The sequence below is a fragment of the Staphylococcus gallinarum genome (assembly GCF_000875895.1).
Classification (GTDB): domain Bacteria; phylum Bacillota; class Bacilli; order Staphylococcales; family Staphylococcaceae; genus Staphylococcus; species Staphylococcus gallinarum.
In genome coordinates this window covers 87,311-113,062 of record NZ_JXCF01000001.1, presented here as the reverse complement: position 1 = coordinate 113,062, position 25,752 = coordinate 87,311, and the positions used below count along the sequence as shown (strand labels likewise).

The following is a 25,752-nucleotide window of genomic DNA, read 5'->3' as shown; positions in this document are numbered from 1 at the left end:
TCTAAGATGTTGTGTTAAAAAATGCCTAGATTACCAATAATTTTTAATATGACTAGCCAACTTGGGATAATAAATACGGCTACAATGGTCGAGAGTAATGATGCATTGGATGCTAAGACGGCTTCTTTATCAAAGTTAATTGCATAAGCTACTGCCACAGTTGCAGATGGTGTTGCCATCATTACAATCATTGTAGTGACAGCATTCATATCAAATATCAAAATGCCAGTTAATGTAGTTATAATAAAAATTACTAAGTTGATTAATGGCACCATCACTGTTTTCACACCGGCATAATACCAAGTCGTAGTATTTTTAGCAGCATCTTTAAAATTGATTTCTGCTAAAGTTGCACCAATAGATAACCATGCTAATGGTGAAGCAAGTTTAGATAAAAACATGATTGGTGCATAAAGCCAAGGTAAAGTCTGATCAATACGCAATATTGAAACTGAAATCTCGTTTCCCTTTTGACTATGTAAGACTGTAATGTGTGGTGTTAAATCTTGAATGAGCCAAATAAATAAACCTAAAAATGTAGCAATAACAATTGGATTTAAAAACATAGTCTTGAGGTTTTTTATTTCCATTTTTAGTCCGCTCATCTTGATATATGCATAGGAATATAAGAAAATACGATAACCAATATTAAATATATTTGCATAGATAACACCAATTGGACCTAACATTGCACTTATAATAGGGATACCAAAAAATGTCGTAGAGCTAAATATAGAAAGTATTTCTAAAGTAGTCTTCTTATCTCCTTTATATTTAGCATAAAAAGGCTTGATTAAAATAATCAAAACAATATACATTAAGATGCCCCAAATTAAAACATTAATTCCTTGAGCTAAATGTTTTTGGTTCAAGTCAGTCATAAAGGCAGAAAATGCTAATGCTGGCAATGCAACAGTCAACACTACTTTAGATAAAATTTTAGCTGCTTGATTATTGAAGATATTTTTCTTTCTACAAAAATAACCTAGTAAAATGATTAAAACAGTTGAGGCTATTGCACTTAAAAATCCTTTGTCGGTAAATGTATTTACAACAATATTTACAATGTCCACATTTAAACCTCCGCATATTATATTTTATTTATATATTATAAAATGTAATTCGGTGTTTAGGTGTTATGCATTTTGTATATTTTGTGAATTAAATCACAGTATTATTGATTTATATTGCGCTATTATTAATAATTTCAAAATAAACGGTTGTAGAAGCAAGCTTGAACGGTGTATTTCAATAAATCGTAGTGTTATAATATTTATATTAAAATTTTTAATGGGATTCGCTATAAGGTGGACATTATAGTAGGGATGTAGTTTAGTATTAATCAGTTATAACATGGTTATAATATTTTGTTTGGAGAGATTTAAGGGATGCTCTCCAATAAGATTAAGTTAGATTTAAAGCATATAGAAACTTTAAAGGACTTATCTATCACAATAATAGGTGGGAAAATAATGGATAAAAAATATGATTTTATGAGCCCTTGGCTAGAGCTTGATCGCTTACAAAATAAAATCCGTAAAGAAGTTGAAGCAATTATTAGAGCGAGATATCAATTATCATTAAAAGAATTTTATGTATTATATTATATTTCGGTTTCTCCTGAGAAAAAGCTAAGACTACAAGAATTACAAAATCTATTAGACTTGAGTCAAAGTGCACTGTCTAGAATTGTTTCTAATATGGAATCTGAAAAATGCGGTGCATTGGAGAAATGTGTGTGTGCGGTGGATAGAAGAGGAACCTACACACAAATTACTGAATGGGGAGAAGAAAAACTACAAGGTAGTTTGGATATCATTCATGAAGTCATGTCTAAATACTTAGGTGACACCGACGCAAATGCACTGATGCAACAATTGGTTAAATCATTATAATGTCATGATGAGATTTAAATAGTCTCGTCTTGACATTTTTTTATTATAGCGTTAATTTATATGTATGCAGCATGCATATAAATTTCGGGAGGTTTTTATGATGAAAAAACAATTTGAACCACTGTTTGAACCATTAGAATTACCTAATGGTGTAAAGTTGAAAAATAGATTTGTCTTAGCACCATTGACACATTCATCATCAAATGACGATGGGACGACCTCAACAGCAGAGTTAGAACATTTTGACAAGAGATCTAAAGATGTTGGTTTAGCACTAACTGCGGCGAGTAATGTTACTGATCTTGGAAAGGCGTTTCCAGGACAACCATCAATTGCCCATGATTCGGACCTAGATGGATTGAAACAGTTAGCAACAACAATGAAGCAAAACGGTGCGAAAGCTGTAGTTCAAATACATCATGGTGGTGCACAATCGCTTCCATATTTAACACCTGGAGGAGATGTAGCAGGACCGAGTCCAATTACTATGCAAAGTTTTGATGAATCAGAACCTCATGATGCACGCGAAATAACACAAACAGAAATAGCAGAAACAATAACTGCCTTTGGTGAAGCAACGAAAAGAGCAATTGATGCTGGTTTCGATGGCGTAGAAATACATGGTGCCAATCACTACTTAATTCATCAATTCGTATCACCACATTATAATAAACGTACGGATGAATGGGGTAAAGACAGATTGAAATTCCCATTAGCAGTTATTGATGAAGTATTAAAAGTTGTTAAAGCGTATGGAAATGATGACTTTATTGTTGGTTACCGTCTATCACCTGAAGACCCAGAAGAAGATGGATTGAAAATGGAATTAACAGAAACGTTAGTTAAAACAATAATTGAAAAACCTTTAGATTATCTACATGTGTCGTTGATGCATGTTTTTGCAGATACGAAAGAAGAAAAATATAAAGGGCAAGAAAAAGTAGCTTTATTGCATGAATGGATTGACGGACGTATGCCGCTAATTGGTATTGGTTCAGTGTTTACAGCTGGTGAAGCTTTAGAAGCAATAAACTCACCTAATGTTGATTTAATTGCCATTGGTAGAGGTATATTACTCGACTATAACTTTATCAGTAAAATTAAAAGTGGTAATGAAGATGAAATAATATCTGAATTTGATCCTAATAGAACTGATAAACATCATTTGCCACCTAAATTATGGGAACAATTAAATGCACAATTTTATCCATTACCAAGAGTGGATAAATAATTATTTCAACATATAACTTACTGTAAAAATATTAAGCAGCAAGAACTTCTAAATTTTAATTGTATAAACACATTTAAGTGAAGGAGAGATTGATTGTGAGTATAAATGTAAGAGATTATATTGACGAGAATTATGGGTTATTTATCAATGGAACATTTGTCGCAAGTGAACGAGGTGAAACATTAGAGGTTAACAATCCAGCGAATGGTGAATTCTTGGCTACTGTTGCCAAAGCAAGCGACAGTGATGTTGATAAAGCGGTTAAAGCCGCCCAAGAAGCATTTGTCAGCTGGAGTCAAACCTCAAATACTGAACGTGCAGAATACTTGAGAGAAATAGGAAATAAAATTGAGGCAAATAAAGAGAAGCTAGCCACTATAGAATCACTCAATAACGGTAAGCCAATTAGAGAAACACTAAATATTGACGTACCATTTGCCGCGAGACATTACAAATATTTCGGTAGTGTGATTGAAACAGATGAAGGGTCATTAAATGATATAGATAAAGATACGATGAGCTTAATACGACACGAACCAATAGGTGTGGTAGGTGCTGTTGTAGCATGGAACTTTCCTATCTTATTAGAAGCTTGGAAGATAGCGCCAGCCATAGCTGCCGGCAATACTATTGTTATTCAACCGTCTTCTTCAACACCATTAAGTTTGATTGAATTAGCGAAAATATTCCAAGAAGTCTTACCTAAAGGCGTGGTTAATATTATTACAGGTAAAGGGTCAGAATCTGGAAATGCCATTTTTAATCATGAAGGTGTAGATAAACTATCGTTTACTGGATCAACGGATGTTGGTTACACTGTTGCGGAAGCAGGAGCAAAACGCATCGTTCCAGCAACGTTAGAATTAGGAGGTAAAAGTGCCAATATTATTTTAGATGATGCAAATTTTGATTTGGCATTAGAAGGTATTCAATTAGGCATACTGTTTAACCAAGGTGAAGTATGTAGTGCAGGCTCTCGCTTATTAGTTCATGAAAAAATTTATGATCAATTAATTGATAAGTTGAAAACTGCGTTTAGCAATATTAAGGTTGGAGATCCATTAGATGAAAACACACAAATGGGTAGTCAAACTGGTGAAGAACAAATAGAAAAAATTCAATCCTATATCGATTATGCTAAGCAATCAGACGCTGAAATACTTGTAGGAGGACAGCGCATTGTAGACAATGGTCTAGATAAAGGTTATTTCTTCGAACCAACGCTGATTTCGGTTCCTGATAATAATAATAAGTTAGCACAAGAAGAAATTTTTGGTCCGGTATTAACAGTTATTAAAGTGAAAGATGATGAAGAAGCTATCAAAGTTGCAAATGACTCTGAATATGGTTTAGCAGGTGGGGTATTTTCACAAGATATTACTCGTGCGCTTAATATAGCGAAAGCGGTTAGAACTGGCCGAGTATGGATAAATACCTACAACCAAGTACCAGAAGGCGCACCATTTGGAGGATATAAAAAATCAGGTATCGGTAGAGAAACTTATAAAGAGGCAATTAAAAATTATCAACAAGTTAAAAATATTTATATTGATACGAGTGATGCATTGAAAGGATTATATTAGCTCATATTTACATGTGCTGGAGTGAAAAGCAGTTATTAATGAAGTAAAAAAACACAGGTTGAGCCACTCATCGTGGTTCAACCTGTGTTTTTAATATGTGTGATTCACGATGTAGGGTTAAAATGTGAATCAACTCTGAAAAAGAATGATGCTTTACCATTATTTATTTAATGTAACAAATTATATTCAGAAGATCAGTCATATATATTCATAACTTAAATCGTTCTGCGTGTTGGCTTTGTCTTATCTGTAAGTTTGAATGATAATAGCAATGCCACTACTGAAATTGCAGCAGCAACAGTGAATGTTACATTAACACCATGAATAATGCCTGTGATGCCCGATTTAGGTATAGCTGTGACAGACATTAATGTAACAAATACAGCTGTACCAATAGCACCAGCCATCTGTCTAAAGGTATTATTCATTGCCGTACCATGAGCAATTAAGTTATTAGGTAATTGATTGATTGCTAATGTAGTCATTGGCATCATAACCATAGAAATGGATAACATTCTTAAGGCGTTACCAATTGCTAAATAAGTAAAGCTTGTATGTGCTGTTAATAGTGTGAATGGAATAGTTGAACCAACTAAGACAATTAAGCCTAGACGTGCGAGCCATTTTCCACCAAATCTATCAAACAGGTAACCTGTTACTGGGTTCATAATTCCCATTAAAATAGCACCAGGTAATAGTACTAAACCTGATTCTAAAGCTGAAAATTGTAACATGTTTTGCATGTATAACGGCAAAATAATATTAGTAGCAATTAATACACCAAAGACAAACATACTTAATACAGTACCTAATGTATAGATGCCATAATTAAACACTCTAAATTCGAGCATTGGTTCTTTGAGTTTTAGTTGTCTACGAATAAAGATGACTAATGCAATAATTCCGATGATGAGTGGTAATAAAAATTGGATACTTGCCCAACCTGCTTCTCCGACAGAACTGAAACTATAAAGCAATCCGCCAAAGCCTAAGGTCGACAATATTACTGAAGCGATATCTAATTTTGGATGTGTAGTTTCTGTTACATTCTTTAATAGGAAATAAGATGTGATGATAATAATAATGGCTATTGGAAGTACCACATAGAAGACACTTCTCCAAGATAGATGTTCTACTAATACACCTGATAATGTAGGTCCAATCGCTGGTGCGAATGCGATAACTAAACCAAATAATCCCATGGCAGTACCGCGCTTTTCAACTGGGAAGAGTAAAAATAAAATAGTCTGCATTAATGGCATCATAATACCTGCGCCAGCAGCTTGTAATACACGGCCAATAAGTAGTGTTGTAAATTCAGGCCCCACGGCACAAAGTAGTGTACCGGCAGCAAATATAATCATAGCGGTTAAAAATAATTGTCGCGAGGTGAATCTTTCAATTAAAAATGCTGTAATAGGTATCATAATACCATTTACTAACATAAATATGGATTGTAACCATTGCACCGTGCTTTCAGATACTTGTAAGTCTTTCATTATTGGAGGTAATGCGGTACCAAGTAAAGTTTGGTTAAGTATCGTGATGAATGCACCTGATAGCAGTACGATGAACAACGGAATTCGCTTTTCGACATGAAACGTTCCTGCTTCTGTCACTAAGATCACTTCTTTCTTTTAAAAATTAACATTATAATATTATATCACTGTTATATTGAATAACAAAGTTATCTGTTTCGGTATGAGTGTAATAAAATTGTCAGTAGTTTATAAATTTATAAATAATGTTAATGAAAAATATTATGTTAAAATTCTGAAATTAAATCGTATCCTTTTACTTATGGGTGATTTAAAATTAAAATTATGAGGAATAGATTTAAATATTTTAATGTTGTTAATAACGCATAGTGAAATTTATGTTGAACTTCATGAATGATTTTGCGTTAGATTTAAGGAGAGTAGGCAATGAATAAAAATGATTTAATCGCACCAGAGCGGTACAATATCGTAAGTGAGATAGAGAAATATGCAGTAGATCAGTCGAAGAGAGCGATTATTTTTGAAGATGCATCCGGAGAAAAGCAAGAGATTACGTATCATGAACTAATCAATAATGCGAATCAGATAGGTAATGTACTTTCAAGTTATGGATTAGAAAAAGGTGACAAGGTACTTGTAATGATGCCGCGTTGTATAGAAACTTACGAAATTTATTTAGCAGCACTTAAATTAGGAATTATAATTATCCCTAGTTCTGAAATGTTACGTACGAAAGACTTACAATACCGTATAACGCATGGTGAAGTTAAAGCAGTAGTCGTAATGGCAGAACGTATAGGTGAATTTAAAGGTATCGATATATATGAGCAACTTACTAAGTTCATTGTTGGCGGTCAGGAAACGGATTGGACTTCACTAGATAATGAGAAAGAAAGTGCAAGTACTAAATTAGAGATGGCAGAAACAACACGTGATGATGTCGCATTGCTATCTTATACGTCTGGCACTACAGGTAACCCTAAAGCAGTAGTCCACTCACATGGTTGGGGTTACGCACACATGCAGATGGCACCAAAACATTGGTTAAGTATTTCGGAAGATGATGTTGTTTGGGCGACTGCTGCACCAGGTTGGCAAAAGTGGGTTTGGAGTCCATTTTTATCTATTATGGGTTCTGGCGCTACAGCATTTGTTTATAATGGTAAATTTAACGCGGAGAAATACTTACAATTATTACAAGATTATCAAATCAATGTATTATGCTGTACACCAACAGAATACAGATTAATGGCTAAATTACCAAACCTTACAGACTATAATTTAGAACACTTGCACAGTGCAGTATCTGCTGGTGAACCACTAAATAAAGAAGTCGTCGATAAGTTCCAAGAAAACTTTAAACTTAAAGTTCGAGACGGTTATGGACAGACAGAGAGTACCTTACTAATTGGTTTCTTAAAGGATACAGAAGCTAGACCGGGTTCAATGGGTAAAGCGATTCCTGGTAGTCATGCTACTGTCGTAGATGATGACGGTAACTTAGCGGCAGTTGGAGAAATTGGTAATATTGCTGTGCCTGTAGACTTACCGGCACTTTTCAAAGGTTATTATAAGGATCCCGAACGTACGCAAGAACCGGTAGTAGGTGATTACTTTATTACAGGAGATTTAGCTAAAATAGATGAAGATGGTTATTTCTGGTTCGAAGGTAGAAGAGACGACATAATTATAAGTTCAGGTTATACAATCGGACCATTCGAAGTAGAAGATTCATTGACTAAACATCCATCAGTCAAAGAATGTGCTGTTGTCGCTAGTCCGCATGAAATAAGAGGTAATATTGTAAAAGCATTTGTAATACTTCAAGATGGTGTAACAGGTGATGAAGATACAGTAAAAGCATTACAAAACTTTGTTAAACAAGATGTAGCCCCATATAAATATCCGAGAGCGATTGAGTTTGTTGAAGATTTACCAAAAACAAATTCAGGTAAAATACGTCGTGTAGAATTACGTGAAGCGGAAAAGGAAAAATATTTATAATAAAAAACTGCGTGTCGATTAAATAAATATCGGCACGCAGCTTTTTTGATTATAGATTCTAATTAGTATTCTAATTTTTTATAACTAATGACTGAAATGATATAGAAAATTGCAATATATAAAATAAATAAGAGGGATATCTCTGTTAAGATTTCTGCAAAGTTTGAGTTCGTTAATGACTTTAAATAACCATTAGGGAAAATATACTTAACTCCTTTAAATAATGGTGTTATGGAAGTGATAATAATGAATCCAATAGCGCCAAAGATTGTGTAACCATTAGGAAAATGAATAGATAATATTACACTTAGAAATATGCATATTATTTGGACATATAACGTGCCTAGGAACTCAACGACAATGTAGTTCCATGAATCGTCAGACAATGGCAAGAAATGATGTGAAGCAAGATCCGTATGTGTGATTTGTGTATAGTAAATCGTGACTGAACTTAAAAATAAAATTAAAACAAACATTAAATAAAGTAAAAGTAAAGCACATAATTTACTATTTAACAAACGTCCTTTAGGTAAATCTTTGTAGAAATATAGTTGTCCTTTTTCTTTTTCAGTATAAAAATTCAAACTAACCACGTAAATTAAAATAATCATCGAAATAATTGTACTATCTTGAAGGGAGAAGACCATCGAGAAGAATTCAAGACAACCTAAGGTATGTTTTTCCCCTGAGATATTCATAAAATTTGGATTTAAATACATAATAAGAAATAACGCTAAAGGTAATAAACCGAAAGCTAGGTATAACCATGTCGCTTTTATTTTTAGTAAGTTTTGGAATATTGCGGTGAATTTAATCATTTTTATCACTTCCCACTTTAAATCTATCTTGGATGGAGTCTTTTTTCTCTTTAATACTAATTATTCTATAATCCTTTGTTAAATCCGATATGAGTTCATTAAATTCAGGTGATTCTGCAGGGATTTCAATTATATTAGCCTGTTTGGTTTTATGGATTATTGAATCATATTTTATAGCAATAGCGGAATCAAGATTAAGTGGTTTATCTATTTCGATGACAGTCACAACTTCATGATCGCTATTAAAGTCTTCCTTTAATTGTCCATTATCTATAAATAAGTATCGATGACAAATGGCTTCTAATTCACTTAATTGATGACTTGAAATGATGATTGCCGAATCCTTTTTCTCAGCCCACGTTTTTAAAGTATGAATCAAATTAGCTACACCATTTGGATCTAAACCGACAAATGGTTCATCAAGGATTAATATTTTAGGGTCTGTAATAAGACAAAGTGCCAAAGACAAACGTTGTTTCATTCCAAAGGAATAATTACGAGGATTTTTATTACGCTTATCCCATAAACCGACAAATTTTAATATTTCCTCGATATTTGCTTCATGCTTTTTTTCACCGTTAAGTTTGATAAAATACTTTAAATGCTCAATAGCTGTTAAATGATTAAATAGAGTTCCTTCAATCATAAAACCGAAATCCTTTAAAGAATTGTGCTTCTTATAGATATTAATATCATTTAAGTAGACCTGTCCTGAAGTTGGTCTAATGGCCTTAGCTATTAATTTTATTAAAGTTGTCTTACCTGCACCGTTCTTGCCAATAAGTCCAACAATTTCTCCTTGAGATATTTCAAACGATACGTCTTTTAATGAATAATAATCGTTGTTTTTAAATTTTTTTGATAATTTTTCAACGCGTAACACGATGCTTTACCTTCTTTCTAACTATGATGTTAATCGAACCAATGATGATGAAATTGAGTAAAAAAATAAAAATGAGCTGACTTAAACTTGCTAAATTGGGATTAATATCAAGTTGCATTTCGCCAAAGTATTTAGTGTTATTTTTTAAAAAATCAGGAAATGTGTCTCTAGTTGTAAAATAAAGGCTAAACATTAAATAACAAACAGTAGTAGTTAAAGCAGCGAGACAACTAGATCCTAATTTATATTTTTGATGTGTAAAAATGACCAGCAGGCTGTTTAGTATCAAAGGTAATAGATAAACGAGCAATACAAACCAAAATAAAGTCAAATGAGTATTGAAAAATGTCGCTACTCCGTAAATGATGACATTTGTTAATGTTAAAAAAATGAGTAGTTTAGACATAAATCCTCCTTTAAATAAGAAATTCTATAGGCTGTTTTAAACCTTATACAATAAAATTTCCATTTTATATAAAAGTAATAACATCAATATCGTTTTTGATAAAATATAAATAGCAAGTTCCTCGATGATGAAATAAAGATTTTATGAATGTTAGTGCTAATTTTATCAATGATTTTGCTTTTGGGTGCCTTAAGGTAAGCAATTATGATGTCTTGTAGCGTAGTATTATGAGCTAGTTGCCTTTATATTAATTAAATGTGTCTAAAATAATAATTTTTAATAGTCAAAAAAATAATTAGGTAAGCCTAAAGTATGATTGTGTGTGAATACTATGTGTGGTTAACTAGAGTTCTTAAGTTTATGGGGGTGTATAACGATGAAAAAATATTTTTGAATCGCTAAAAAGGAGGATGAAACATTTAGATGTTAGTTTAATTATTTGTTATGTGTTGCTAGGAGTTATTGGTGTCATCATGGTCTACAGTGCCAGTATGGTTTCAGCTTCTAAAGGTTCATTAACAAATGGAGTTCCAGTAGCTGCAAATTACTTTATGAAAAGGCAGTTTTTATTTTTTATTATGGGATTTTTAGTCATCCTATTTATTAGTATGTTTATAAATATCAATGCTATTAAAAATGTAGAAATACAAAAATTTATCGTATTAAGTACATTGGCGTTATTGCTACTGACAATTTTAGTTGGTAAAGAGGTTAATGGTTCAAAGAACTGGATAAGTTTAGGGATTTTTAGTATTCAATCTTCAGAATTTTTAAAACTCGCTTCTATTTTCTATCTTTCTTATATTATTGATAAATTTCTTGCATTAAAGAAAGACTACAAATTAAGACATTTAATACCACCACTGGGCGTATTAGGGCTAGGTTTATTACTGGTACTTATGCAGGGGGATTTAGGCGGTACGTTATTGACAGTAGCTATTATTGGTTCCATATTACTGTATTCAGAGATAAAAAATAAAATAAAGTTGCAAATCTTGAGTTTTACAGCAATACCTATGTTGTTATACATATGCTACACATTGATTTTTGACTCTAAAAATCTTTATAGATTAAAAAGAATTCAAGTAGTCTTAGATCCTTTTAAATATGAAAATGGCGACGGTTATCAATTAACAAGTGCATTGACTTCAATTGCCAATGGTGGACTGTTTGGTAAGGGGTTAGGTAATGGTATTTTAAAGCGAGGTTATTTACCAGAACCGCATACTGATTTTATTTTTACAGTTATTTCCGAGGAAACAGGTTTGATAGGTGTACTATTTGTCTTGGCTATTTATGGATTTATTTTATTTAAAGGACTGGTTTACGCGAATAGAACGGAAAATCATTTCTATAAACTGATATGTGTTGGCGTCGTTAGTTATCTGTTTATGCAAGTGTTCATTAATTTAGCTGGTATATCAGGACTAATTCCATTAACAGGGGTAACATTGCCCATGTTGAGTTATGGAGGTTCATCTATTATGAGTGTCAGTTTGGCATTAGGTGCAATGATTGCAGTTATACGTAAAATTAAACAAGAACAAATCACCAAGTAGTAGTGAAAAAGGAGGCAGGAGATGAAACTCTCTAAAAAAGGTAAAATTGTTGGCGTATTACTTGTCATTTTCATATTGATTGTTGCATTTTTAATATTTAAAGTAGTGCACTTAAATCATGCGATTCATGATTCCAAGGACCATACGCAGTCATTGACAAATGGTCAAAAGAAAGTTGCAAATAAGCAGCCGATTTCTGTTGCTATATTTGGTGTGGATTCAGATGCAAAAAGAGCTAAAGCCAATTTAGGACAACGAACAGATACCATTTTAATTGCATCGATTAATCCAGAGAAAGGTAAGACGAAACTCATTTCAATTCCAAGGGATACACGTGCTGAGATTTCTGGTTTTGATAGAACTGAAAAGATTGCGCATGCATATGCTTACGGTGGACCAAAAACAGCAATCAAGACGATTGAGGATAACTTCAATATTCCTATTGATGGTTATGTTACCGTAGATATGGATGGATTTGAAAAGCTTATTGATATCTTTGGTGGTGTTGACGTTAAAAGTAATGCGACATTTGAGTATAATGGCTCGCAGTTTAAACAAGGTGAGTCGATGCACTTAAATAGTAAAAAGGCACTGGATTATGTGCGAAGTAGAAAAGAAGATGGCGCAGGTGGTGATGAAGGTCGAACAGAACGTCAAAGACAAGTCATAGCCGCATTATCTGAAAAAATGTCTGAGACACATAATCTATTTAAACTTAATAAGATACTGCAAGTGAGTGAACAAAATGTTAAGACAAGCTTTGATCTTAAATCCTTGAAGACATTATATTCCAAATATAAAGGTGCAGGTAATGCTATCGATAAATTATCGATTTCAGGTCAAAACCTCATAGAAAGTGATGGGATTTGGTACTTTATACCAGACGTTACTGATAAAGAAGAGAAAATGAAAGTATACAAGCATAATTTACAAAGTAGTGATTAATTAGATATCAATAAAAAATTCGCGCTAACAATGACAAAGCGATAGTCAATATGTCATTGTTAGCGCGTTTGTTAATGTCCGGCCATCCATGGTCGGGCATTTGTTTGTGATCGTGGTGTTGATGAGGTATTAACTTTAAGTTTATCTCCAGAAATGAGCCTAGGTTGTTGCCCTGCTTCGATTCTCTTTTTTACCTTTGGGTTCATATTATAAGTTTGAAATGAAGTGAATACACGTTTGGCTGTATTGCCACAAGTAGGGCAAGTGGCAATGTCGTGATTATCATGAATTGATTGTTTAATTGTGAATTCATGGCACTGTACACAGTTATAAGTGTAATTTGGCATTATTCATCTGGCTCCAATGAAGGTAAGATATCCCCTTTAAATATTTCCCGAGGAATAGCTATCGTACAGCAAGCATTTGGCACATCAACAATACCAGCAACAGTTCCTTGGACTGGAGCAGAACCAAGTAGCATGTAGGCTTGTTCGCCTGTAAACCCACGTGTTTTTAAGAATTCAATTGCATTTAAACAAGCGTTACGATATGCAGTGTTTGCATCTAGGTAAGTCTGCTTTCCGCTAAATTCATTTACTGAGATACCTTCAAACACAATGTAATCTGTATAATTAGGCATAACTGGACCAGGTTTAAATGCTGGATTTTTCTTAATATTATATGTTTCCATACCATTTTTAATTACGTTTACACGTAACTCTATCCATCCAGGCATTTCGATACCACCACAAAAGGTAATTTCGCCATCGCCTTGTGAGAAGTGTAAGTCACCAACAGATAATTTAGCACCATCTACAAAGACTGGAAAATATATACGTGAGCCTTTAGATAAATTTTTAATATCACAGTTTCCTCCATTTTCTCTAGGAGGTACTGTACGTGCGCCTTCTTGAGCTACACGGTCAAAGTCTTTCCCTTTTAGCGTGCCTAACACTGCCGCATCTGTTTCAGGTAAGTTGGCTAATACGGGTTCTCTATTTGGATCTGTATTAACTAATTCACGTTCACGGCGGTTCCATTCGTTTAACATTTCTTGAGAAGGGGCAACCCCAATTAATCCTGGATGTATGATACCTGCGAATTCAACACCTGGTACATGACGACTTGTTGCATAAATACCATTAAAATCCCAAATAGATTTTTGAGCATTTGGGTAATGATCAACAAGGAAGCTACCGCCATTTGTTTTATCGAAAATACCATTGAATCCCCATGCATGTTCTTCGAATATACCGATATCTAAGATATCAACAACAAGTAAGTCTCCTGGCTTTACACCGTTGACATGGACAGGCCCGCTCAGTACATGAACACGATTTAAATTGACTTGCTTAATATCACTCGCATCGTCATTGTTTGAAATTTGTCCATCTGTCCAATCTAAACATTCCATTCTAAATGATTCACCTGGATCAACAGAAAATGCTGCAGGTATGTCTGGATGCCATCTGTTGTGACCTGGATGATCTTGTTGGTCCATTTTCTTACTTAAATCAATATTGAATAATTTCTTTGGCATAAGCATTATTCCCCCTATATCATTTAAATAGTAAATGTGACTGAATATTCTGTTAATGAAATAATAACACAAAAAATGTAAATGTATTATATGTTAAATGGAAAACGGCAAGTTAATTTTATTAATTTATCGTGTTGCTCTGTGATAATAATAGGATAGGTAATAATTGTGGTTAAATGGATATAACTGTATTGTAACGTGGGAGAAGTATACATGAATCAATAAACATAATATTTATAGAAATATAAAAAGCAATATATCCTAACGTAATGTCGTGTCAGTATATATTGCTAATACTTAAATTGAGCTAAGGATGTGAATTCGTATATTATCCTTTTTGACTTTTTCGATTGTTGAGTACGTTAACAATATCTTTAATATACGTACCTTTTAAATGATAACTCCATTTATATATAGCAAAGCTTGCGGTTACACAGATGATTGGTAGTACCACCATGATGACGCGTAGGCCATTTTTAGTTAATTCACTTTGCTCTTGGCCAGGTTGATATCCTAATAATGTAAGACTCCATCCTGTTGCTAGACCAGAGAAGGCCATTGCAGTCTTCATTAAAAAGGTTTGGGTAGAAGTTATTACACTTTCATTTCTTTGACCAAATTTCATTTCACTATAGTCGATAACATCTGCTATAGAAACAGTGATGATACCCATGATAAGGCCAGAGCCAATTTTAATAAGTGAAGTACCTAAAATAACAGGAATAAAGGCCTTTGGTGCTACGTAACCAGCGACTAATATTACCAGTAAACCTAAGATAATACTAATTGTTGCGATTGGATATACACGCTCTCGAGAGAGCCATTTGGCAATTTTAGGAAATAAGAATAAAGCAATAATTTCCATAAAGCCCATCCCGTTGTAAAGTGAGAATAAGAACTTAGATTCAGTGACATAACTAAAGTAATAAATCATTACATTACCAATTAATTGTCCACATAGGAAAAAGGTTAATATCATGCCAATATATGCCAATAATTCTTTGTTAGTAAAGAGAATGCGCCATATATCCTTAAATCTTAATGTAATACCAGTGTCGATATTTGTTGGAGCTTCGTGAACGTTCTTAACTGTAATACCAATTGTAATGTTAAAGATGATAATAGTGATTACTGCAACAATTAGAAAGCCTGTTGACTGATCCCCGTTTCCAAACAAATTATCTAAGAATATAACAATAGTTAAACCTAATGCTCCTAAAATTAAATTAGCTAAACTTGCAAAAATACGTGGTAGAACAGAAACTTCTTCTCGTTCAGTAGGGTTATTTGTAAGGTTGGGTAACCATGACCAATAAGGTACATCCATCATAGTATAAGTCATCCCCCATACAATATACATGATTGAAACAAATACATAGAGCGCCGTACCTTCTAAGTGAAAGTTAGTGAATATTAATACTGTAATCACAGAATTGACCAGCGTCCCAATAACTAACCATGGCCTGAACTTTCCCCATTTAGTTTTAGTTTTATCTACGATCATTCCCATGATTGGGTCATTGATAGCATCCCAAATCCGTGCTACAAAATATAATGTACCGACGAAACTTGCTGCAACGCCTAAGATATCGGTGAGGTAATACATGAGATATATACCGATAAGATTGACGACTAAATCTTTACCAAATGCTCCGAAACCGAATGAATATTTTTCTTTACGTGTTAATTGCTTTTGCAATAATACCACCCCTTGATAAAGCAATAAATGTAAGCGCTTTTACAACATGGTATAAAAAAATACGCTTAGCTTATTTCAATGCTTTGCTATTGACTACAACTTAAAAAATGTATACTACATTTACCATTACTAATGTGCAATGGTATGTTAATCCTGTTTAATAAAAACCAGTCCACCCTCAAGTTTTATTGAGAGTTGGTATCTGGTTTGAAATAAAATTGAAAAAAATTTATTTAAATTCAGGTAGCCAATCGCCATGGGCTTCAATTAAATCATCACACAGTGCAATAATATCGTCGATTGAAAGTTCTGAAGCTGTATGTGGATCTAATAGTGCAGCTTGATAAATCTTATCTTTACTTTGAGTTAAAGCTGCTTCGATGGTTAATAATTGTGTATTAATATTGGTACGATTCAACGCCGCCAATTGTTCCGGCAGTGCTCCGACATATGTTGGAGCAATACCACTTGCATCAACTAAACATGGAACTTCTACTACGGCATTTTCAGGGAGATTGCTAATCAAACCACCAGTGTTTAATACATTACCACCAATCTTAAATGGCTGATCTGTCTCCATTGCTTCAATAATATAAGAACCATATTCATGTGAGCGTTCGTGAGTTAAATTCTGATCGTTTACAATATCATCGCGCATTTGTTTCCATTCTTCGATTTGATTTACACATCGACGTGGATATTCGTCTAATGGGATATTATATTTCTCGATGAGCTCAGGATATTGATCTTTAATAAAGTAGGGGTGATACTCCGCATTATGTTCTGAAGATTCAGTAACATAATAACCAAATTTATCTAGCAATTCGAAGCGGACCATATCATCATGTGTTGTTTGTTGCTTCGCTTTAGCTCTTTTTTTAATTTCAGGGTAAATATCTTTGCCATCTTGAGTAATTTCAAGTAACCAAGCCATATGATTTATGCCAGCAATCTTCCACTGGATATTATCCTGAGACATTTCTAATGATTCGAGTAAATGACTTGCACATACTTGGACACTATGACATAGGCCAACTGTTTTGATACCTTCTTGTAACATCACGTTTGTGAGTACTGCCATTGGATTTGTATAGTTTAAGAACCAGGCATCCGGACAAACTTCTTTCATATCACGTGCGAAATCTTGCATTACTGGAATAGTTCTTAAGTTTCGGAAAATACCTCCAATACCTAATGTATCTGCAATTGTTTGACGTAAGCCATATTTTTTAGGTATTTCAAAATCGGTGATTGTTGCTGGGTCATATCCACCAACTTGAATTGCATTTATGACATATTTTGCTCCTGATAAAGCGGCTTTTCTATCATGGTAAGCAGTCACTTTTACTGTTGAGTTTAAATTCTTTTTTAAATTGTTCAACATGAGTTCAGAATCACGTAAACGCTCTTCATCAATATCAAATAGTGCAAATTCAAAGTCTTGTAAAGCATCTACTGTCATACAATCTCCTAAGACATTCTTTGCGAAAACAGTACTTCCAGCGCCTAAAAACGTTATTTTATTCATATATTTTCCTCCTAAAGTAACACAATAATTTTTGTAAATATTATTCGAAAATTCTGATAAATAAGTCGATAAAATATTTTAAGTTTGCTATAGCTTAGTTATAGCTTAGTTACTTTAGAGGTAATATACAATCGTAAATAAATTTGAAAAGGGTAATATATTGCTGTTATTAGTCGATGAATATTTTGTCGACGGACATAATGGATGTGTCACGTCTATAACGATTCGGTGATACACCAACGATTTTTTTGAATACTTTACTAAAATAATTACTTGATGTATAGCCGACTTCTAGAGCTATTGTTTCAATATTAAAGTCATTGGCAGACAATAACACTAAAGCTTGTTTAATACGCGTCTTAGATAGATAGTTGATGGGTGTGTCTTTGACTGATTTTTTAAATTGGCGTGTGAAATGGTACTTTGATAATTGAGATACTGACACAATATCGTCTAATGTAATATCTTGCTTATAATTATTTTCGATAAAATGTATGGCTTTAGCAATGGCTAACGGGTATTGATTGACTTGTTGTTGGCCATATTCAAAGTATTCAAGACACTTCATCATAAATGTATAGGCACAAGCTGATGCATCATAACCATGCTTAATACCTAATGTTTCTATACGTTCTAACGTTTCAATAATATGGCAGATTGGTTCTGAGTGTATGGGTAATTTGAATATATGACCATAGCTACTGATAATTTGTTGGAATAAACGCCCAATTTCTTCACCATAAATTGTAAAATAAAGAAATTCCCACTGCTTAGAGTGTGTAGGTAGAAAATAACAGTGATCACTCGGGACATGTACAAAGAAAGCATCACCAGTCTCAAGGTATCTAGTTTCATTGTCCAAAGTTATAGCACCTTCGCCATTTATCGTGTATTGAAATATGTAAATATCTTCTTCCTCTCTATGTAAACCATGCCAACGATAATCATGAGTTTGTCTGAGTTCATAACCTGTCGCATTTAGTCCGGCAACTTTACTTTGAAAATCACCTTTAAATCTGAATCCATATGAGTTGTGTTTAATTTCTTTTTCCAAATTAAATACTACCTCCATTCATTTGATTTTTATTCTATCATTGTTTTATAACGAAATAGTATTGATATATGTAAGCGATATTAAAATTTTAGAAAATAAGGGTTGATAAAATATTATTATTTTAAATAAATGAATTGTGATTCTTTCCCTTTGAATATGTGATAAAATGCGTGGTAACTGTAGTGAATATGCAGTTTATTTTGAATTGGAGGGTTGAGGATGTGTACAGGTTTTTCAATATTATCACCTCAAAATATTAATTATTTAGCAAGAACTATGGATTTTGATTTTGAATTTAATGGTATCCCGATAGCGGTACCTTCTCAATATACTTGGACGTTTGATATTGCTGGGACGAAACAAATGAACTATGGTTTCATTGGTACAGGTGTCATGGTAGGTCGTTATAGTTTTGGTGACGGTGTAAATGAACATGGTTTAGCGATTTCGACTCATTATTTTACAGGCGAAGCAAGTTATGCAACTGAACCACGTGAAGGTTATTTTAATATAGGACCAGAAGAATTTATCGTATGGGCATTAGGTAACAATCAATCGTTAACTGACTTGCAACATAATCTACATAAGATTAATATCGTAGCAGTTGAGAATAAAGCGCTCAATAACATTCCACCATTGCATTTTATAATTACGGATCAATCAGGTGTTACGGTTTCTGTTGAACCTCATGATGGATTGTTGATTATGAAGGATAATCCAGTACATGTATTAACGAATAATCCTAAATTAGAATGGCACTTAGAAAATTTAAGAAATTATGTTCATTTAACGCCTGAACATGGCAGAGAAAAGCAGTTTGGTGAATTGCAATTTGCTACATTAGGTGTCGAGGGTGGAACATATGGTTTACCGGGGGGCTTTACGTCTGCAGAGCGTTTTGTTCGTGCTGCATATTTACGACACCATTTAGAAATGGACTCTGAAGATACATTACAAAATGTGAATAGTTGCTTTAAGGTATTGAACAATGTGAGTATACCTAGGGGTGCAGTGATAGACGGTGAGATGGCACATTACACACAATATCAATGTGTATTACAATGCCATGAACCGACGTATTTTATTAAACCGTATCATAGTAGTGAGGTCTTTGAGGTGAAGTTAACAGAAGCTTTACTCAATAAAGAAGAAATTACGTACTTTTCTATTGATCATCCTTTTAAAACACAGCGTTTAAATTAAATTGATCAGTAGCAATGTTATTTACCTATTATATGAAAGGTATAGCGATAAATTATAAGAACAAATGAAAGATTGCGTATGAAGTTTGGGGGGAGTATTGGTGAAAAAGAAAGAAGTGAGTATGTCGGAATTATTTTTCGACTTAGTGTTTGTGTTTGTATTATCTACGATTAATCAAACAATCGAACACATTTCAGAAGACTTGGCTTCATTAGAAAGCCTAGGCAAGAACTTTACAATGTTTTTAATCTTCTTTGCGATATGGGTATATCGTACATTGCTAGTAAATAGGTTCTTTGAGCAAAAATGGTATCAATATTTATTTGTATTTATTGATATGTTCTTGGTGTTATTGTTGTCGAAAGCTACGAATGCGGACTTTCAACAAACGTTTAAGCCGTTTGTAACGATGTCAATTTTGATATTCTTGAGTATAGCTATACAATACATCCTTAATTATAAGTTGAATAAGCAAGTAGTCACGTTACAACTCGTTAAGGTGTATGTTTCAGGCTTGTTATTAATGATAATTGTATCGTTGGTTTCGTTAGCGTTACCAGCAGGAATTAACTTTTGGATTTACTTTATCGGTATAGTGATTATGGCTATTTTCCCAGTACTATTCTTAAAGGTTTCCAAAGAGAATCCGCTATTTTTCTCACATTTCTCAGAACGTTTAAGTTTATTTATGATTTTATTATTTGGGGAAGGTATCGTACAAATAGTGAATAATGTCGAGATTGCACATATTAATGTATTAGACGTGGTTTACTTTGTGTTAGTTGTAAGTCTGTTTATGGTTTATACCTTACATTATAAGAAGAGTTTGAATTATGAGAGAGATGATGCAACAGGCTTTGCTAGTGCCTATTTACATTTAGCGTTAATCTTTACGTTAGACTTTATCTTTTTAATTATGAACAAGGTACTAGCAAATCACGAAATTAGTACAGTGGAATTATATATTTATACACTGGCTTTTGGTATTTTCCTACTAGCAATTTATATAGATACACAGTTACACAACTCAGTCATTGATCAACGTGCTTTATTTATAACTATTATCTTAATCGCCACGATAATTGGATTAATTATTACTAATATTTATTTAGTTACTATCGTAGAAATTATTGGCATTCTCCTGTTGTGCTTTATATTTTATTCAGGTAAAAGTGATGACGAAATAGGAATTAAATAAATTTATAATATAGTTTGATTTGAACATTCTATATATTAATTATAAATGTAAATTCTTGACAATCACGAATAATCAGTATATCGTGATATTATTGAATTAAAAATAACAAGTTGTTGAGAACTGTGTGACGTAGAAGATTGACACCTTAGCATTATGCTAATAACTTAAATTGGTTTGGTGAAAAGGTGAACAATAAGCTAGTTTAGGCAGAGATTGTGCGACTTATTAATGAACTTTTAAATTATAAACTTTAACTATATATGAGGTAGCAAAGCGAAGCATTACATTTATCCACATGTAATGAGTCGTATTGAAGCCGACAATGTTAATGAATCAATGATGATTTATTATATATTGTCGGCTTTTATTTATACTTAAATATTTTTGAAACAAGCGTATATAGCAAGTTAAAAAAATGTAAAGGAGGAATCGCCATGCTGGCATCGATAGATGTTTCTGTATATTTTATTGTATTTTTTGTAGCTTTAGCTGTTGCTATAGTAAGTGGCTTGTTCTTTTTATCGAATAAATTGCCGCTAGCCTATGTGCGTATCCATATTTGGCTCGTCGCACTACCCGTTATTGTTGCATTTGTAGGGTTGTTAGGTGCTGAGAAGAATATTGAACTAGGTGTTTGGTACACAGATGTCTTGGCATGGTTGATGACCTTCTTTGTATTAGGTATTGGATTGATAATACAACGTTATTGTATTCGTTATTTCTCAGGAGATTTGAATTATAGAAAGTATTTTACTCTATTTACATTAATGACTAGTTTTGCTGCGAGTGCCTGGTTGACGGCAGACTTACGTATTATGGTTGTTTGTTGGGGACTTACACTGATATGTTTAACGTTATTAATAAGTTTGACGAAAGCATGGGGTGTTACACGTGAGGCGGCTAAAGTATCTGGCAAATTATTTTTAGTGAGCTGGATTGCATTAGCAATAGCAGTATTGTGGATGGGTACTTTAACTGGTGAATGGCATTATATTAATATCTTTACGCAAGAGCATGTGAGTCAAATCGCAGTGTGGCAAAGATTTATTATTAATATTTTAATCGTTATTGCGGTCATCATTCCTGCTGCTCAATGGCCTTTCCAAAGATGGTTAATTGAATCTGTGGCGGCACCTACACCTGTTTCAGCAATTATGCATGCTGGAATAGTGAATGCGGGTGGTATTATGTTAACGCGCTTTTCTCCACTATTTAACGGTGATTTAGCAACTGTCGTATTGTTATGCTTTGCGAGTGCATCTGTATTGATTGGTGCCGGTATTAGTTTAGTACATGTTGATTACAAACGATTATTAGTTGGTTCGACAATTGGTCAGATGGGCTTTATGTTGATTCAATGTGCACTTGGTGCATATATTCCAGCGATTATACATTTAATGCTTCATGGTTTGTTTAAAGCAACATTGTTCTTGAGATCTGGCTCAGCAGTCAGACATTTTAATGTTCCAAGTCGAGCGAATGAACGTATGTCTTACTTGTGGATTCTAGTAGGGCGTTTGCTGGCGTTGTTAATTGGATTGAGTTTTTGGTTGAGTGAGCCTGGGCAAGGTTATAGATTAGTGAGTGGTCTAATTTTAGCATGGTCGTTATCTGTTTCGTGGGCACAGTTAGTTGCATTTGGTGAAGGTAAATTCGGACGTATAATGGGCCTATTAATCTTACTTACTGTTGGTATTGTTTATTATTTAGTACATCATTACTTAAATGAAGCATTACATACAATTGCCTTCCAAAGTTCGCAACCACCAATGTTTATTGTTGTTATTGTAGCGCTAATCTTATTATTTGGTAGTGCGATGAGTACTTGGGTGGCTCGTCACCGTAATTCTACTGCCTTTGCAATGCTGTATATGTGGCTAGTGAGAATTGGAGACGCTAAAATAACTACGGTTGAACGTCATCCGAATTATTTGAAACAGTATTTATCGAAAGGAGGACACTCAAATGGGGAAAATGGATAAAACAACGATGTATCATAATATAGACAATAACGACTTAAATCAACTCATAACAAACGCGCAAAAAGTCATTGTACCTTTGTCACCCATTTCAGTGTTTGCTGCCCGTAGTCCTTGGGCCAACCTAGAAGATAAAAATTTCGATGATGTGGCGCAATGGTTAAGGGAAGTGCGAGAAGTCGATATGTATCCAGCAGTTTCAACGATATTAGAGGCAAAGGACAACGGTGAAATTGCTCAAGATAAAGTAGATGAAGGCTTAGAACAATGGTTACAACAAACTACAGCTCCATGTGCATCTGAAACTTTAGCCCACTTTGTAAAGCAAGTGATGACGTTGAAATCCTTGCAGAAGACTAATGACAAAGCACAATATGCACAAGCAAAGCAATTTGCAACATCATTAGCGCGGTCAACAAGTGGTCATAAATCAAAACATGCTCACTTAATCAGTGCCGCAGTAACAGATGACCAAGGCACAAAAATAAGTGACTATGTTGATTATCATGTTATGAAATGGTGTAAGTTGTATGTTGATGATGCACAAGCTGGCTGGACAATGCCTGACAGAGAACGCGGTTTCTTTGCATCATGGTATCGATTGGTTCAACATGATCCGGCATTGACTAAGCAAGAGCGACAACGTATTAAAACATTGCCGAATGATTCGGAACTACTCTTAAATACTGCACTTCAGCGTTTAGGTATTGATGAGGGAGAGATCCAATCTTATCTGGAACAACACTTATTAGCCTTGCCTGGTTGGGCAGGTATGATGCTTTGGCAAGAAGAAAATGACGAACACGAAGATCATTTAATACGTACGTATCTAGCTATTCGATTAGCGCTAGAATGGTGTTTAGTAGACCCTTATTTACCTATTAAAGCTGAACCACGTGTTGATATATCACAGTGGACGGAAGCTATTTTACAATGGTTAGAATGGGGAGGGTATAGTGTTGAAGCATGGAGTCAGTTAACTTCAGAAAGTCAATTAGCACATGTTCATTTTGCCTTACATTTTAACCATCAAGTGAGTAGGAAGATTTGGTTAGAAGCGTGGGAAGAGACGTATCAGCAACAGATGAAAGATCATTTAGAGCAGACCGCTACGAAAGTACAAGATGAAACAATAACACCAACAGCACAGTTGGCCTTCTGTATAGATGTGCGTTCTGAACCATTTCGTCGTCAGATTGAAAAGGCAGGTCACTTTGAAACGATTGGGATTGCAGGATTCTTTGGCTTGCCGATTGCTAAAAGTGAATTAGGCAAAAAGCATAGCCACCCATCATTGCCTGTTATGAATCAACCACAACATAAGATTAAAGAATATACAGCTGAACGTGAGCCTACTGCTTTTCAACAACGTAAGCATGTCCTTCAGTCTGTGACTTATACTTTTAAGAAAATGAAACAAAACGCATTGCCAAGTTTATTGCTGCCGGAATTAAGTGGTCCATGGCTTACATTACAAACAATTACGCGTAGTTTTATTCCACGACGAACTGGAAATTTGATTAGAAAGTTTTACGGAAGATGGTTGCAAAAACCTCAAGATACAACATTAACCTTAGATTATCAACATGAGCATGAAGATCACTTGCCAATTGGTTTTACAGATGAAGAAAAGATTGCATATGCTAAGCAAGCATTAACATTGATGAATTTAACGAAGCGCTTTGCGCCATTGGTCGTATTCTGTGGTCATGGTAGTCACAGTGCAAACAATCCGTATGCAGCTTCGTTAGATTGTGGTGCTTGTGGTGGAGCTGCCAGTGGATTTAATGCCAAGGTGTTAGCACAGTTATGCAATTTGCCAGAAGTACGAGCTGGATTAGCTAATGCAGACATAGTTATTCCTTCGACAACAGTGTTTGCCTCAGCGGAACACCATACATCTGTTGATGAGTTAGCATGGGTATATCTTCCGGAATTACCAGAAGCGGCTCAAGATGCATATGAAGCATTAACAGCTAGTATGCCTGAGATTAGTCGTCGTGCTAACCAACAACGTTTGTCACAGTTGCCAAACAATCACATAACTAAAAAGGATCCAATTAAAGAAGTACACCGATTAGCAAATGACTGGAGTGAAATTAGACCAGAATGGGGTCTAGCTAAAAATGCGTCATTTATTATTGGTGAGAGAAGTTTAACTAAGGATATAAACTTAGAGGGTCGTGCATTTCTGCATAATTATAATTGGAAAGATGATGAGGACGGTAGTATACTTGCAAATATCATTTCGGGACCTGCAACGGTCGCTCAATGGATAAATTTACAGTATTATGCTTCCACTGTAGCGCCACATTATTATGGTAGTGGAAATAAAATCACTCAAACAGTTACTGCTGGAATCGGTGTAATGCAAGGTAACGCGAGTGATTTGCTTACAGGTTTGCCTTGGCAATCAGTAATGTCAGCTGATAATAAGATGTATCATTCTCCTATTCGGTTGTTAATCGTCGTTCAAGCACCACAACACGTGATTATGAACCTTCTAGATGCGTTACCTGATTTCCGTCAAAAAGTAAATAATGGTTGGGTAAGATTAGCTAGTATTGATCACTTTGGTGACTGGAAAGAATGGTCTAATTAAATATAATGAAATAAGTAATAGATATAATAGGCAACAGATTAACATGTAAGGTCGACTACTTTCCCGTGACAATATAGATATGATTTTTGAATGTAAATTATGCTATTATAGAAAAAATAGATCAAA

General features: G+C 34.1%; 20 protein-coding genes. 10 read left to right on the top strand and 10 right to left on the bottom strand.

All coding sequences use genetic code 11. The features are described 5' to 3' along the window. Positions 1–14: 14 nt before the first annotated feature. Positions 15–1,073 carry an AEC family transporter gene (locus SH09_RS00455; protein WP_042737646.1) on the bottom strand — a complete coding sequence of 353 codons (1,059 nt, stop codon included), beginning with the start codon at positions 1,071–1,073 and terminating at the stop codon, positions 15–17. Between the two features lie 399 nt (positions 1,074–1,472). Between SH09_RS00455 and SH09_RS00450 the strand changes: the two genes are divergently transcribed. The 3 genes from SH09_RS00450 (at position 1,473) to SH09_RS00440 (ending at position 4,709) form a co-directional block, all read left to right on the top strand. Beyond that, the gene (locus tag SH09_RS00450; RefSeq protein WP_042737645.1) at positions 1,473–1,895 is read left to right on the top strand and encodes a MarR family winged helix-turn-helix transcriptional regulator; all 423 of its coding nucleotides are present in this window, start codon (positions 1,473–1,475) and stop codon (positions 1,893–1,895) included. A gap of 100 nt (positions 1,896–1,995) precedes the next feature. After that, positions 1,996–3,126 carry an NADH-dependent flavin oxidoreductase gene (locus tag SH09_RS00445; protein ID WP_042737644.1) on the top strand — a complete coding sequence of 377 codons (1,131 nt, stop codon included), beginning with the start codon at positions 1,996–1,998 and terminating at the stop codon, positions 3,124–3,126. Positions 3,127–3,221: 95 nt separating this feature from the next. Then, positions 3,222–4,709 (top strand): aldehyde dehydrogenase family protein, encoded by a 1,488-nt coding sequence (locus SH09_RS00440; RefSeq protein ID WP_042737643.1) that lies wholly within the window; start codon positions 3,222–3,224, stop codon positions 4,707–4,709. Between the two features lie 215 nt (positions 4,710–4,924). On the opposite strand, the gene SH09_RS00435 is transcribed toward SH09_RS00440, so the two are convergent. Beyond that, the gene (locus tag SH09_RS00435; protein WP_042737642.1) at positions 4,925–6,328 is read right to left on the bottom strand and encodes an MDR family MFS transporter; all 1,404 of its coding nucleotides are present in this window, start codon (positions 6,326–6,328) and stop codon (positions 4,925–4,927) included. A 306-nt stretch (positions 6,329–6,634) separates the two neighbouring features. Between SH09_RS00435 and mbcS the strand changes: the two genes are divergently transcribed. Then, a complete protein-coding gene (mbcS, locus tag SH09_RS00430; RefSeq protein ID WP_042737641.1) occupies positions 6,635–8,212 on the top strand; it encodes an acyl-CoA synthetase MbcS in 1,578 nt (525 codons plus the stop codon). A 62-nt stretch (positions 8,213–8,274) separates the two neighbouring features. Here mbcS and SH09_RS00425 read toward each other — a convergent pair whose 3' ends face one another. The 3 genes from SH09_RS00425 to SH09_RS00415 are packed head-to-tail and all read right to left on the bottom strand — an operon-like array spanning position 8,275 to position 10,319. After that, positions 8,275–9,030, bottom strand: coding sequence for a hypothetical protein (locus SH09_RS00425; RefSeq protein ID WP_042737640.1), 756 nt, complete (start codon positions 9,028–9,030; stop codon positions 8,275–8,277). Next, on the bottom strand, positions 9,023–9,913 hold the full coding sequence (locus SH09_RS00420) for an ABC transporter ATP-binding protein (RefSeq protein WP_042737639.1): 891 nt from the start codon (positions 9,911–9,913) through the stop codon (positions 9,023–9,025). Before SH09_RS00420 ends, SH09_RS00425 begins: the two co-directional genes overlap by 8 nt. Continuing rightward, positions 9,900–10,319 carry an Msa family membrane protein gene (locus SH09_RS00415; protein WP_042737638.1) on the bottom strand — a complete coding sequence of 140 codons (420 nt, stop codon included), beginning with the start codon at positions 10,317–10,319 and terminating at the stop codon, positions 9,900–9,902. Before SH09_RS00415 ends, SH09_RS00420 begins: the two co-directional genes overlap by 14 nt. Before the next feature lie 410 nt (positions 10,320–10,729). Between SH09_RS00415 and SH09_RS00410 the strand changes: the two genes are divergently transcribed. Both SH09_RS00410 and SH09_RS00405 read left to right on the top strand, forming a co-directional pair. Continuing rightward, entirely contained in the window at positions 10,730–11,878 is a 1,149-nt protein-coding gene (locus SH09_RS00410; RefSeq protein WP_042737637.1) for an FtsW/RodA/SpoVE family cell cycle protein, read from the top strand. Positions 11,879–11,899: 21 nt separating this feature from the next. Then, positions 11,900–12,823, top strand: coding sequence for an LCP family protein (locus SH09_RS00405; protein WP_042737636.1), 924 nt, complete (start codon positions 11,900–11,902; stop codon positions 12,821–12,823). 71 nt (positions 12,824–12,894) lie between these two features. Here the strand turns inward: SH09_RS00405 and SH09_RS00400 are convergent, their stop codons facing one another. The 5 genes from SH09_RS00400 to SH09_RS00380 all read right to left on the bottom strand — a co-directional run bounded on the left by SH09_RS00400 (position 12,895) and on the right by SH09_RS00380 (position 18,644). Then, positions 12,895–13,170, bottom strand: coding sequence for an FmdB family zinc ribbon protein (locus SH09_RS00400; RefSeq protein WP_042737635.1), 276 nt, complete (start codon positions 13,168–13,170; stop codon positions 12,895–12,897). Continuing rightward, entirely contained in the window at positions 13,170–14,363 is a 1,194-nt protein-coding gene (gene fmdA / locus SH09_RS00395) for a formamidase (protein WP_042737634.1), read from the bottom strand. The genes SH09_RS00400 and fmdA overlap by 1 nt, the downstream gene beginning before the upstream one ends. Before the next feature lie 328 nt (positions 14,364–14,691). Further along, on the bottom strand, positions 14,692–16,062 hold the full coding sequence (gene melB / locus SH09_RS00390) for a melibiose:sodium transporter MelB (protein ID WP_042737633.1): 1,371 nt from the start codon (positions 16,060–16,062) through the stop codon (positions 14,692–14,694). Between the two features lie 229 nt (positions 16,063–16,291). Continuing rightward, positions 16,292–17,590, bottom strand: a complete 1,299-nt coding sequence (melA, locus tag SH09_RS00385; protein WP_042737632.1) for an alpha-glucosidase/alpha-galactosidase — start codon at positions 17,588–17,590, stop codon at positions 16,292–16,294. A 169-nt stretch (positions 17,591–17,759) separates the two neighbouring features. After that, positions 17,760–18,644, bottom strand: coding sequence for an AraC family transcriptional regulator (locus SH09_RS00380; RefSeq protein WP_042737631.1), 885 nt, complete (start codon positions 18,642–18,644; stop codon positions 17,760–17,762). A gap of 219 nt (positions 18,645–18,863) precedes the next feature. On the opposite strand from SH09_RS00380, the gene SH09_RS00375 reads away from it, so the two are divergent. From SH09_RS00375 to SH09_RS00360, 4 genes are all read left to right on the top strand, one after another. Further along, entirely contained in the window at positions 18,864–19,847 is a 984-nt protein-coding gene (locus SH09_RS00375) for a choloylglycine hydrolase family protein (RefSeq protein WP_042737630.1), read from the top strand. A gap of 100 nt (positions 19,848–19,947) precedes the next feature. Then, positions 19,948–21,045 carry a low temperature requirement protein A gene (locus SH09_RS00370; RefSeq protein ID WP_042737629.1) on the top strand — a complete coding sequence of 366 codons (1,098 nt, stop codon included), beginning with the start codon at positions 19,948–19,950 and terminating at the stop codon, positions 21,043–21,045. A 434-nt stretch (positions 21,046–21,479) separates the two neighbouring features. Continuing rightward, entirely contained in the window at positions 21,480–23,027 is a 1,548-nt protein-coding gene (locus tag SH09_RS00365; RefSeq protein WP_042737628.1) for an NADH dehydrogenase subunit 5, read from the top strand. Then, positions 23,011–25,626 (top strand): DUF2309 domain-containing protein, encoded by a 2,616-nt coding sequence (locus SH09_RS00360; RefSeq protein ID WP_042737627.1) that lies wholly within the window; start codon positions 23,011–23,013, stop codon positions 25,624–25,626. The genes SH09_RS00365 and SH09_RS00360 overlap by 17 nt, the downstream gene beginning before the upstream one ends. Positions 25,627–25,752 lie beyond the last annotated feature (126 nt).

Bases quoted from the DNA above. Each gene is read 5' to 3' on its own strand.
- SH09_RS00410 (WP_042737637.1), top strand. From the start codon at position 10,730: ATGAAACATTTAGATGTTAGTTTAATTATTTGTTATGTGTTGCTAGGA.
- SH09_RS00360 (WP_042737627.1), top strand. From the start codon at position 23,011: ATGGGGAAAATGGATAAAACAACGATGTATCATAATATAGACAATAAC.
- fmdA (WP_042737634.1), bottom strand. From the start codon at position 14,363: ATGCCAAAGAAATTATTCAATATTGATTTAAGTAAGAAAATGGACCAA.
- SH09_RS00425 (WP_042737640.1), bottom strand. From the start codon at position 9,030: ATGATTAAATTCACCGCAATATTCCAAAACTTACTAAAAATAAAAGCG.
- mbcS (WP_042737641.1), top strand. From the start codon at position 6,635: ATGAATAAAAATGATTTAATCGCACCAGAGCGGTACAATATCGTAAGT.
- SH09_RS00375 (WP_042737630.1), top strand. From the start codon at position 18,864: ATGTGTACAGGTTTTTCAATATTATCACCTCAAAATATTAATTATTTA.
- SH09_RS00450 (WP_042737645.1), top strand. From the start codon at position 1,473: ATGGATAAAAAATATGATTTTATGAGCCCTTGGCTAGAGCTTGATCGC.
- SH09_RS00365 (WP_042737628.1), top strand. From the start codon at position 21,480: ATGCTGGCATCGATAGATGTTTCTGTATATTTTATTGTATTTTTTGTA.
- melA (WP_042737632.1), bottom strand. From the start codon at position 17,590: ATGAATAAAATAACGTTTTTAGGCGCTGGAAGTACTGTTTTCGCAAAG.
- SH09_RS00400 (WP_042737635.1), bottom strand. From the start codon at position 13,170: ATGCCAAATTACACTTATAACTGTGTACAGTGCCATGAATTCACAATT.
- SH09_RS00405 (WP_042737636.1), top strand. From the start codon at position 11,900: ATGAAACTCTCTAAAAAAGGTAAAATTGTTGGCGTATTACTTGTCATT.
- SH09_RS00445 (WP_042737644.1), top strand. From the start codon at position 1,996: ATGAAAAAACAATTTGAACCACTGTTTGAACCATTAGAATTACCTAAT.
- SH09_RS00415 (WP_042737638.1), bottom strand. From the start codon at position 10,319: ATGTCTAAACTACTCATTTTTTTAACATTAACAAATGTCATCATTTAC.